5 protein-coding genes are annotated in these 11,632 nt (G+C 55.7%); all 5 read right to left on the reverse strand.

The genetic code is table 11. The features are described 5' to 3' along the window. Positions 1 to 169: 169 nt before the first annotated feature. Positions 170 to 3,484, reverse strand: coding sequence for a hypothetical protein (locus C4520_18355; GenBank protein ID RJP16595.1), 3,315 nt, complete (start codon positions 3,482 to 3,484; stop codon positions 170 to 172). Positions 3,485 to 3,488: 4 nt separating this feature from the next. Then, on the reverse strand, positions 3,489 to 8,741 hold the full coding sequence (pgk, locus tag C4520_18360) for a phosphoglycerate kinase (protein RJP16596.1): 5,253 nt from the start codon (positions 8,739 to 8,741) through the stop codon (positions 3,489 to 3,491). Positions 8,742 to 8,857: 116 nt separating this feature from the next. Beyond that, positions 8,858 to 9,259, reverse strand: coding sequence for a response regulator (locus tag C4520_18365; protein ID RJP16597.1), 402 nt, complete (start codon positions 9,257 to 9,259; stop codon positions 8,858 to 8,860). Positions 9,260 to 9,364: 105 nt separating this feature from the next. Next, positions 9,365 to 9,772 (reverse strand): response regulator, encoded by a 408-nt coding sequence (locus C4520_18370; protein ID RJP16598.1) that lies wholly within the window; start codon positions 9,770 to 9,772, stop codon positions 9,365 to 9,367. Then, complete coding sequence (locus C4520_18375) at positions 9,751 to 11,493, reverse strand: sensor histidine kinase (protein ID RJP16599.1); 1,743 nt, start codon at positions 11,491 to 11,493, stop codon at positions 9,751 to 9,753. Before C4520_18375 ends, C4520_18370 begins: the two co-directional genes overlap by 22 nt. Between the last annotated feature and the right edge of the window lie 139 nt (positions 11,494 to 11,632).

Here is an 11,632-nt window from a genome sequence, read left to right on the forward strand (position 1 = left end):
CCGGTTGGAGTCACTGGAATGTCGAAGATGGATTCACCGAAGGAGCTTGCCTCGAAGATCAATTTGTTCAGAAAGCGAATTCAACGTATCATACAACTGTTTAAAAATCAAATTTTAACCTCGCCTTTTAGAATCCGCTACATGTGCATCTTACAGGTTATGCCGGACCTCAGGCATCAGGAGATGATTGGCTGGAGATTTGCTTCTGCCATTCGAGGAAGGTGTTAACATATCGTTCGAGTTCGGAATGTTGCGCGTCGGGTCCTGATTCGGGAATGACGGGATCGATGATATCGACGGCGCCGAGAAAGACTTCCCCGGAGTAGCCGTCAATACTGATGATGTCGCCGGGTCCCAGTTCGAGCGAGTCAATCCGCAGAAGTTGCGCCTCCTTGTCTATCCGCAGCATCTCGCAGCCTGTAATACAGGCCTTTGCCATTCGGCGAGAATTGATCGCTGCATGTGAAGTCATGCCGCCTTCCCTCGTCAGGACACCGCAGGCCGCGGAAATGCCGCCGATGTCGTTGGGAGTAGTGCGATCCGCCACCAGGATGAGATGCTCTCCTGAATGAGCCCGCTTGACGGCGTCTCTCGAAGTAAAGGCGAGACATCCTGTGGCCACCCCCGGCGAGGCCGGATTCCCTTTTGCAACAATCCGCTTCGGGGCGCTGGGGTCAAAAACCGGGAGGAACAACTGCCAGAGGCCGGCCTCCTCAAGTCTGGCGACTGCCGTCGGGACATCTATCACGCCTTCGGACACGAGGTCAACCGCTATTTTCAGTGCGGCATGGTCCGTGCGTTTTGCGCGACGGGTCTGCAGGAGGAAGAGGTTCCCGTCTTCGACGGTAAATTCGATATCTTGCATGTCGCGCAGATGGAGCTCGAGCTTTTGGGCTGCGTCCTCAATTTGCTGATAAATAACCGGATCCCATTGTTCCAGTGCCCGCGCCGGATTCGAAGCATCCTGGTACAGGCTCAGCGGCAATGGGGTGCCGGTACCGCTGACTAATATCTCGCCTTGACAACATGGCAGGTATTCTCCGAAGATGCGGCGTTCGCCCGTAATAGGGTTGCGCGAGAAAACGACACCCGAGCACGACCTCGATCCGCGGTTGCCGAACACCATCTGCTGGACTGTTGCCGCCGTTCCTAGATGATGCGGTATATTGAATATCTGCCTGTAGGTGACGGCGCTCTCACTGCGCCAGGAAGAGAAGATCGCCTTGAGTGAGCTGACAAGCTGTACGCGCGGGTCCTGCGGAAATGCAGCCCCGATTGCCTCCTTGATACGTTCGAGCAGGAATCTCGCTTTTTCCTTCATCTCGGCGGCTGACGCGACGCCTTCCCGTCGCGGCTGATCAAACGCCGCAGTGTCTCCGTATCCCATCACGGACGCGGCGAATTTAAAGATGAGCCTGCAGTAGCATTCATAGGCGAAAACGGGGTTCCCGGAGACCCGGCTCAATCCCTCAACCGTTTCGTCGTTCAGCCCGATGTTTAAGATCGTGTCCATCATCCCCGGCATCGAGACGCACGAGCCGGCGCGCACGGAAAGCAGCAACGGCCTTTCGGGGTCGCCAAAGATGCACCCGGTAATCTCTTCGAGCTTTGATAGACACTGGAAGAGCGATTCCCTCGTCTCGGCCCGCAGGATCCTTCCATCTTGAAAGAACGTGTTGCATACGCGCGCCGGGATCACAAATCCGGGCGGCACCCGCACGCCCAGCTTCGCCATCTCGGTCAGGTAAGCCCCTTTCTCCCCAAGTATCGGATAATACGCGGCGCCGCCCTCGGCAAAACCGGGCCGGAAAAAATATGCAAATTTCGACGTGCTGGTCTTGGCGGAAAGAGATTTCAGGTCCTGTTTTATCTTCGTTATTTTCTTGGGCGATATCTCCCTCACCGACGGATGACGCACCCGCTTCATCAAATGCGCGATTCGGCTGCGGGAGAAGGTTAGCAGCTTGAGCGTCAATTCGGACAGGTGCTGCAGCGTCGTCTCCCGAAACAATCCGTCCACAAACGCGCTTGCGGCCTCATCGGCATTCGGTATCTGCCGAAGCCGGAAAATCTCTCGCGTCATGTCGTAATAGATACCCACCATTTTGTCGGTTACTACGCTTATTTCCGCGTCAATACGCTCGACGATCGAATAGATCGTATAGAAGTTCAACTCGCTTGAATGTTTCAGATCGAGCAGTTGCTGCGAGTCCTTCTCGAGATCGTCCGTTCCCTGCCCTTTGGCGCGAATGTTAAGCACCATCGAGTGGATAATATCGATCGTCAGCGGAAGCGCTTCTATCGTGATCTCAGCCAGCTTCATGTTGCAGATTTCTCCAAACAGAATGTAGCCGATGCGCTCGAGCGTGAGGTCCAGCCAGATCGCCTCGAGCGTCACCGGCAGCGTCTGCGACTGGAGGAACGGGTCCTTGATCTTGCTCCTCAACAGCATTCGGATGTTGCCGAGCATGATGGCCGCCCGGAGCGAATCACCGGCGCGCAAACGCTTGATGAATTCCTCCAGCGGGTCGACCAGTGAAGGGAAAAATAGGGTAACTGCGTCACGCCGCCACGCATCGATCACCTGAACAATGTCGTCGGGGTTTCTCTTCTCGGCTCTCTCAAGCGTTGCCTTCAAATTGATGAACAGCCTGCGATAGTTGCGGTTCTCCGCCCTCTCGATGTTCTCCTGCACCATTTGCAGCAGGATCTCGAGGTTCGTCTGGATCAGCGATTCATTACCCTTCTCGATGCTTCCCATGAGATATCGAAGATAGCTGTTCACCTGCGGCGACACTATCTCCGAGATATTGCTCATGAACTGGTAAATGTCGGTTATCCTGTCGTCGATGCTGCCCGGATGCGGCTCGAAAACATTCGCCAACTCGCGCTCGAGCTCTTGCAGGAGCTTCAGGATGCCCGCGAATTTTTCCGGCTGGTACTGGAATACTTTCTGATATTTGTTTATCTTCCGGAGCCCCTCCGACTCGCCGGTCTGCGCGTAATCGATCAAGGCGCGAACGAGGTCGAGATTGCGGGGAGAGAGCTTGTTATGGATTTCCGCCCTGATGTCCTCCGTGATCGGGCACGGGAAGGAGTATTCGATTTCTTCGGCGAGTCCTCGTATCGTTCGAATTTCGTCCTGGGACGCTCCGAAAAACGGAAGGCTTTTGACCAACTGCCGGACCAACAGGTACATCTCGTCGGAAGACAGGTCGATCGTCATCAATGCCTCGACCTTTCCGCGCATCTGCTTGGAGAGAGCAACGCTATCGGCTCGCTCGGCAAAACCGCCGCCGCGATATCCGGGCAGGCTCCCGGTTTCCACGCGCAGATTTACAGTCAATAACTTGATCAGTTCCGTATTGACCTGAGGATTTGAGACGATGTTGTCGATGCACTCGAAAACCTGGTCCCATGTCTTGATCGGCACGAGCCTGGATGCGTCCGTCCTCGCAGGCTCCGTTCTTTCCAGCCCCTGCATTTTCCTATTCTCGTTTATTATCGAGTCCGTCAAAAGCGGAAAGCGACTGTGTCGCAAGATACTTCAGGGCGGCGCCGCCGCCGGTGCACAAATCAAACGTTTTCTCGGCTTCCTGGATTCCGCCCATGCGGCGATTGACTGCGGCAACTCCGTCACCGCCCACCACAAGCTTCAGCTCGGCGCCGCAGTCGGCAATCGTGCGGACAAGCCAGTCGTTACCGGCGGAAAATTGTTCGACTTCATATAGGCCTACGGTCCCGTTCAGGATGACGGTCGCCGCGCCTTCCAGTATCCCCTTGATGTCGTCACCTGTTCGCGTTTGCGCATGATTGTATTCGGGCAAGATATCGTACACGTATGCGCCAAACGGGATCTCATCTGCGCAGGCCGTTTTTGACGGCACCCTCTTTTTTGGCCTGAACTTGTCGGGAACCGCCAGGCCGATGTGCAGGTCCGCCGCGATCTTCACCTCGACGTCGAATTCGGCTGCAAGTTCAAGCAATCGATGGGCCGCTGAAACTTGAGATTCAACATCAAGGGGGTCGTATCCGGAAACGGAATTGCCCGACGGGAACCCGGAGGCAACAAGGAATGCCGGAGCTGCGGTGAAAAGGCGCTGGATCGATCCGTGACGTATCATCATTTCAACCGCGGGAATCTTCTCCGCCATTTTCATTCCGCTCACGAAGGCGGCAACCGGCTTTTTCGGGCTTTTCAGAATTTCATCGAGAAGGGAAAGCTCCTTTGCCGGAAGCAGGCCCATCACCTTGTATCCTCCGATAAGGTTCATGAGCGGCAGGAAAGACGCATGCAGCCCCCGATGTGAAGCCCCGAAGGCGCTGTTGACGTAGCTGACGCTCCGTTGCGCCGACGAGTCGAGGTGGCCGAAAAGCGTGTCGAAGAGCGCCTTCGCGAAATGCCGGCTCCCGGATTCCTCGCCATCATAGAAACGCAGGTTCTCGAGATACAGCACCTGCCCGGGCTTAAGCTCGCGCGAGAGCTTCGCGGTCTCCGCATCAATGAGACCCGAGGCCATACGAAAATCTTTCCCGGCATTCAGCGCCTTCCGCCGCTCGAGTATCTCCGCAAATCTTTCGCCGGCTATCTTCAGGCTGAAGGGTTCGAGCACCTGCCCGTCTTCGGATTGGAGAAATTGAAAATCCTTCTTCCTCCCGTTATGCGAAAGCACGATGACCCGCGCGTTGTTCCGGATGAGGTACTCAACGTCCGCGGCGCTCGCCATTATGCGGTGGTCGTCGCTTATGAAAGGTCGCACCTTGTTTGTGTCGGGATCGTAAAGTGGATCGACAACATTATGGTCGACTCTGATGAGCCAGTAGACTCCGTCAAAGGCCCGAGGCGGAAGATCGAGTACCGAGAGCTTGCCCTCGTACGGCCGTCTGTACGCCGTCAATCGCTCTGAAACGCCTGCAAATCCCGCTCCCTCCCCGGCCGAAAGAAATTTCTTCTCCGCCGGCAGCATGATTTCCTCGAGGAATTCGACGTACATTTTCGAGGGACGCCATTCGTTCTCGTACCACCCGATGAGTTGGATGATCGTCATTGGTTCGCCGGTTGGCGAGGTGAAGTGAGCAATCTCGATGCTATCCTTGCAGAGAGTCGCTCCAGCTTGCGCCAGTTCGCGCAGCAGCCTGATCTGGGTCGATCGGTCGATGTTCCTGGTCCTGAGAAACTGGAACCGCGTTTCCGCCCCGGCGCGGCATGCCTGTTCGAGCGAGGCGGCGGCGGCGTCAATGTGTTCCATCGTGTAATGGCCGCGCAACACATACGTCGGCGCCATTATCGACACTGTCTCGATCGGAAATCGAATGGAATATACGGGTGTATGCGAGACGCCGGCCGCATCGACGAGCGCGGTGCTGGCGCTTGCGCCTGAACTTGTTTCGAAAATGTTTCCCGTTGCGTCGGTTCCGCGGCGGATGTCTTTCCTGTACTCGATCGGATCGATGATATCCGGACCGATATGCTCGCCAGTGAGGGAATGATAGGTCGGGCCTATTCCCTCCAGCACCATCTTGGCGGCCTCATCAAAGAACTTCTCCCAGTCCATCTCCGCGTGTTTGCTCCGATACATTGCCAGTTCCACCAGCCGATTCAGGTTTGCAAGGCATCCTGTCGTGCACGAAGCAGGAGACAGAAAAAAGTGCGTGGCGGAATCGTATTTATGATCATTGATATGCCTGATGAAAGTCGCCTCGCGCCACTCGTCCTCCTTGCTCGAGCCGGGCGCGGTTATCATCGTACGGAGCGCCCCGGCGCGCCTGTGGCGGTTGACTCCGTCTACATTATTGAAGCGGCCGGTGGCGTCTATGGCCACATGAATCGGAACACCTGCGAAAAGGAAACATTTCCAGGGATAATTGCCGGGGTCTCTGAACACAGGATGGCTGAACACCAGCATTCTGCGTCCGTCAAGTTCAATCCAGTCGACGCCGAAATCGACAGTGCCGGGAAAACGTCCCTGGACGTAGTCCTTCTCATTCAGCAGCTCGGCCAGGCGCCGAGCATCCGGTCCGCCGAGTGCGACCACGCGCAGTTTTTCACTTTTTGCGGCCAGTCGAAGCGTGCAGCTCCCCATGCGGCCGCCCGGCCCATTAATGACGATGTTATAGGTTTCAGGAGACGACGGGTGAATAATTGAATTTGGCCGGCTTATCGTCTGCCAGCGTTGCCGACTTTTATCGTACTGGTCGACGGAAACAAACGTCACTCGCTCAAACAGCTCTTTCTTGTCGTTGTAGTCGAGATGGTGAACCCGCAATGTGGCGCGAAGCTTGTCGCCGTGCTCGTAGACATCGTGAATGAGAATCTCCCAATCGTATTCGCGGCTAAGATCGAGCGCATATCTGCGAAGCTGCGAATAATATCGTCCCATCACCTGGTGAATATTTTCGAGGGAAGCGGTCGTTAGTAGCGGCGTGGAGTATACTTTGTGCCGATTCTCGTGGAGGGCTACAATCGCCACCGCTTCCCCCGTTTCATCCCGAAGTACTTCCTGACGAACGACCGGCTGCGACTCGAGGAACAACAGGCGCATCGCGTCATTCGCCAGAGTTGAATCCAGAATTGTGATATGACCGCTGCCCGGTTGAGCTGTCGAGTATTTTCGGGCGCGCCGCTTGGTCGCGACCGCCTCCGACTTCTGCGAGTATTTCTGCGCCAGGCGTGAAACGTGGCGCCGCGAAAATTCCGCCTGCTGGACCACGTCCAGCGAATCCCAGCAGCGACACGGCAGCGGCATTCCGGCCGCAAATTGGTCCGCCGCCTTCATGTATTCCCGCTGGACTGGAAATCCCGCAATCGAGCGGAGAGCCATATCGACGTCGGCCGCCGCTTCATCCACAAAGAACGCAATGCTCACCTGCGCGCCCGCGTCATTGTGGCTTACGTACACCTGGTTGGGATCAAAGATCAGCTTTGGGTTCCCGAAATTGAGATTCGATGTCAGTTGCACCCACCATTCCGGCAATTCAAGAATATCCAGTTCCTGTGCCTTGCTCCGAAAACGTGAGATGATTTTCTCCCGCGATACCTTCGAATCGAGAACCGCATTTATGCGGAGGAGCTTGCCGCGCGGAATATTTGTCTTGAATTCATTTGTCGCCAGAACAATGGCAGACTCGTCAATTGCACCAACGAGCAAGGCCAGATTGCCGAATCGCGCCGGGTTCTTCTTGTGGATCACCTGATAAACGCCCGCAACGCGATACGTCGGTTGGACCACCGCAGGATCATCATGCTTCTCGACGATATCGGCTCCGACAACCAGAATTCTGCCTAACTCCGACAGAGTGGAGACGCCCAGCGCATATGCTATGCCTTCGGATGGGGCCGCGCCCAACATGCTTCCAATGGAAGAGTCGTCCTTGATGATCCGATGAGCGGCAACATCATGATCCGCTTCAGCCCTGGCCGCGACAACTTCAACACCGGATTGCCGCAGCCGGTCACGCACGTCGGCGGTAAGCCGGCCGGCCTGGCTCTCGCCGAGCATCACACAGGTAACGCCAAATGCTTGCCAGGAAACGTTCGTCAGGGCTGCAGACGGCTCCGCCAACCAGCCGTGATAGACGGCGGCGGCGGATTTCTGACATCCGAGATACAGGAAGCCACATTCATCCGCCCGAACGCTTTCAAAAACGCCCAACTGCGAATTGTATTTGATCCATTGCATGATATCCCGCGGCTTCTGGCCCAGAAAAACGACCACCTCCAGATTCTCAGCATACTCAGTCGTGATCTTGCGAAGTGCCGCAATGACATTCTGGTCATACCCGACGACGCCGATTCTGCGGGGCGCGGCGCCGGGAGAAACGTGCGCCAGAACGCGCGAGCGCACCGCGGCAAGGATGCCGCGATCATGTATGGGCGATTGACCGTCTGCCATCCCGAACACATCGAAAAGTTTCTCGATGCCGGGAACCAGCTTCGTCAACTTCTCCCTTGCGGCGCCGCTCTCTTGACTTCGGCTCAACTGCTCGATGAGCCTGTCCACTTCCCGGATTTCCGCCAAGCCGGCCACCCGCATCCCTCGCTTTTCAAGGAGCATGCGCATGGATGCAAATGGCCGTTCGTTGGTCTCTTCGAGAACATATGCTTCGGCGGGAATTTCCGGAATGCGCCTCTCAATTCGCTTATGAAATGAGCTGAGCAAATGCTCGCGGCTCATTGCGTCAAAAACGAATGAAGCGGCCTCCGAGAGGATGCCATCCGGGAGATGTCGATATAACCGCCTCTGGTAGTCCTCGCAGAATTCCGCAAAGAGGTGATATATGCCATCTTCGCCCGAATCGAAATCCTGACCGTACTCGGCTTTGAATTTTTTACCGAATTCTCCGGCCTCGATCTTTTGCCGCGAAAGAAACTCCTGAAATGCCGCATCGAACAGGGGAAACAAATGCAGCCGGCGGCACATCCATTCGATGCCTTCGTGAAAAAGCGTCCGGTTGAATACTTCAACCCGCCTGTGCCTGAAACTCTGATACACGCCCTCGGATCGGCCGCTCAACCACTCCAGAAAAGCGTAAGCGTCCACCACATCGAAAAAGATGACTCCTTTGCCGTCGCGCACCTCCGCCAGAGGGTATTTCTCAAGTGCCGGGAGGAGATCGATCTCCTCAAGCGCCCCCTCAAGCGGAACGGCTTTCGCGAACAAGGAGCGGATATGGGACAAGGAGGGCCTGTGCGCGCAGTCTCTCACGGTTCGAGGAAAGGAACCATGCATTGGCATTTTCATGTCCCTTTTCTGCGGCGAGGAATCGGTTTATTCTCTACTGTCTCTGATACCAGGTGAAAGGCGGGTGCTATATGCCTATGCCGCCCTTTGGATTGCGCGTAAGCGGGCGCCCGCGTTCAACCGCCGGATACAGGAAGAGTTTTTCCCTTCTCGTGGGCCTCCCGGATTCTCGCGGCCAGCATATCGAGATCACACGGCTTGGTCAGATAGTCAAAGGCGCCCGTGCGCAAGCAGTCAAGCGCAGAGGCGAATGTGCCAAAGCCAGTAAGCATGATGATCTGCATGCGGGGCCTGAGTTTCTTGATTTCGCGCAAGGTCGTGGCGCCGTCCATGCCGGGCATGCTTAGATCGAGGACAACGACATCGAAGGGAACGTTCACGATCTCCCGGAGGGCCTCGCCGCCATTGGCGACGGCGGTCGTCTCGAATCCGCGCTGGTTCAGAACGGCTGCGGTATTCGTTCCGAACCGCAGTTCGTCATCTACGATCAGGACCCGGATTCTATCGGTCTCCAAGATGGCTGCATCCTTTCAGGAACCGGTTTAATCTCTTTGTAAGTTGCCCCAGCGGCATCTAAAGAAGGTATCTTCTGCGCCGGCCATCGCACCCGCTCTTGCTCTCGATCATGACAACAAAGGCTCGCCCTCTCTCTTCACCTTGGCCTGTTTCTTGTAGAAGGCATCCTTTACCTTGAGATGCATCTCCTCGATCGAAATGGGCTTCATCAAATAGCCGGAAGCGCCAAGCTTCAACCCCTCGACTTCCGATTCAACCGAAACATGTCCGGTAAGCAGAATGACCTCGATATCGGGATGCTCCTCCTTGATTTTTCGGAGCGCTTCGATTCCGTCGATTCCCGGCATTTTGACGTCGAGCAGCACGACGTCGATGGGGGATTCTTTCAGGATCCTCAAGGCATCCAGTCCATTCGTGCAGGTGGACGTGCTGATTCCCCGCTTTTCCAGCAGCTTGCGGTACGTAGCCAGAAAGCGTTCCTCGTCGTCAACGATCAAGAGGTTAATGGCGCCCATTTCGGCGACTCTCCTTGCAATGTTTTCGTTCCTTTTTCGTCTCTTTCGGGCGGACCGGCAAGCGGAAGCCGGACGGTGAACACCGTGCCCACATTCAGTTCACTGCTTACCATGATCTGCCCGCCCAACCGTTCAATAATTCCATAACAGGTGCTCAGCCCGAGGCCGGTGCCTTGCCCAACCGGTTTTGTCGTAAAGAATGGGAGAAAAATTTTTTCCATGTGTTCCGCGGGAATGCCGGTGCCGTTGTCGGTGACCGCGATTGACATCTCGTCATCGGCAGACGAAGCCGTTATGCGGATTTCTCCTCCGCGCTTGGGCTTCAACGCATCGATCGCATTATTGAGCAAGTTCAGAAACACCTGTTGCAGTTGAAGCTGATCGCTCAGGATGACCGGCAGAGATGCCTCATACTCCTGAACGATACGAATATTCTCAACCTGAGCCCGCCGCTCGATCATGCCCACCACATCCGATATCAGAGACCGGATGTCAAACGTGTCGATCTTGGTCTCGGTCTTGCGCGCGAATCCCAGCAGACCTTCGGTGATGAGTTTTCCCCGCTCCACCTGCAGTGCGATCTGGTCGATCGATTCGCGGAGCAGCCTCAGATTCTCAGCGTCCACAATTCCGCCGTTCCGCTCCGCCTCCAACAGGATGTCTTTGATGTAAGCTTCTTCTCCTTTGATCACCTGGAGCGGGTTGTTCATCTCGTGAGCGACGCCTGCGCTCATCTCGCCGACTTCCGCCAGTTTGCCTGCCATGATCAACTGGGTGCCCATCCTGCGCTTTTCCATGTCAGCCATGGCCAACTGGTTCGCGACGCCCGAGGCGAGCATGAACGCCATGAATACCGCCAATCCGCCGCCGGCAATGATCATGATAATAGCGATAACCACCGCCCGAATGAGTGGGGCGTAGGCGTCATTCAGCCCCTGCCTGACGATCAGGAACCAGTCCATCGGCTCTATTTTTCCGGCCGCGTATATGTGGCTTTCATCTTTATAATCGACCGCGGTAAAAGCGAAGATTGTTCTTTGGTCGAAACGGTAGATCGAATGATCCGGGTCCACCTCCAGCAGTTCGCCCCCCGACCGGCGACGGGTTTGGAAGACGCCTTCCTCATTGACAATGTACGCCTCGCCGGTCTTGCCAACGCGCACGTTTTCCACAAGGTCATTGAAGTAAAACCAGTCGATCGTCGTCCGCAGATACCACGTCCGGCTGCCCTCATCGCGGCGGACGGCAATAATGAAATGCGGCACATTTCTATACCCGAGAAACTGGTCGGATATATAAACGTCTTTCTGCTGCACCTGAAGGAACCATGGCGCCTGCGCATACTTCCTGCCTTCAAGTTCGAACGGCCCGACATATGCCACATGGTCCCCATTCTCATTGAACAAACCAATATCGAAAAAGGCGCGCGATCTCATCTGGAGCTGCTCAAAGATCGTCGCCAGATGCTCTTTATTGCTCAATTCGTCGAAACTATTGGAGGCGGCCACATACTGAAGATCAAAACAACGCTCGCGCAGGAAACCTTCAATCATGTTGCGGTGCGCGTCGGCCACCCGAAGCAATTGCGTCTCCACCTGCGAGCGCAGGTTCGTGGCAAAATAGTAGACCAGCGTGCAGAAAACCAAGGCAAGCGTGACGAACGGCACAAGCAATACCCGTCTCAAAATGATCCGCCGGATATTCTTGAATTCACCAGCCATTAACCGAACTCCCGCGTCTTGCCCGTCGGTTCGCCCGAAATTCCTGTGATCAAAAGCATGGTTCAACATCCTCTAAGAAAACTGATGAGCAAATGTTATGCCGATGCCATGGCTTCTCTGGGGGGGCGAAAACAGGCGT

The organism is Candidatus Abyssobacteria bacterium SURF_5, from assembly GCA_003598085.1.
Classification (GTDB): Bacteria; Abyssobacteria; SURF-5; order SURF-5; family SURF-5; genus SURF-5.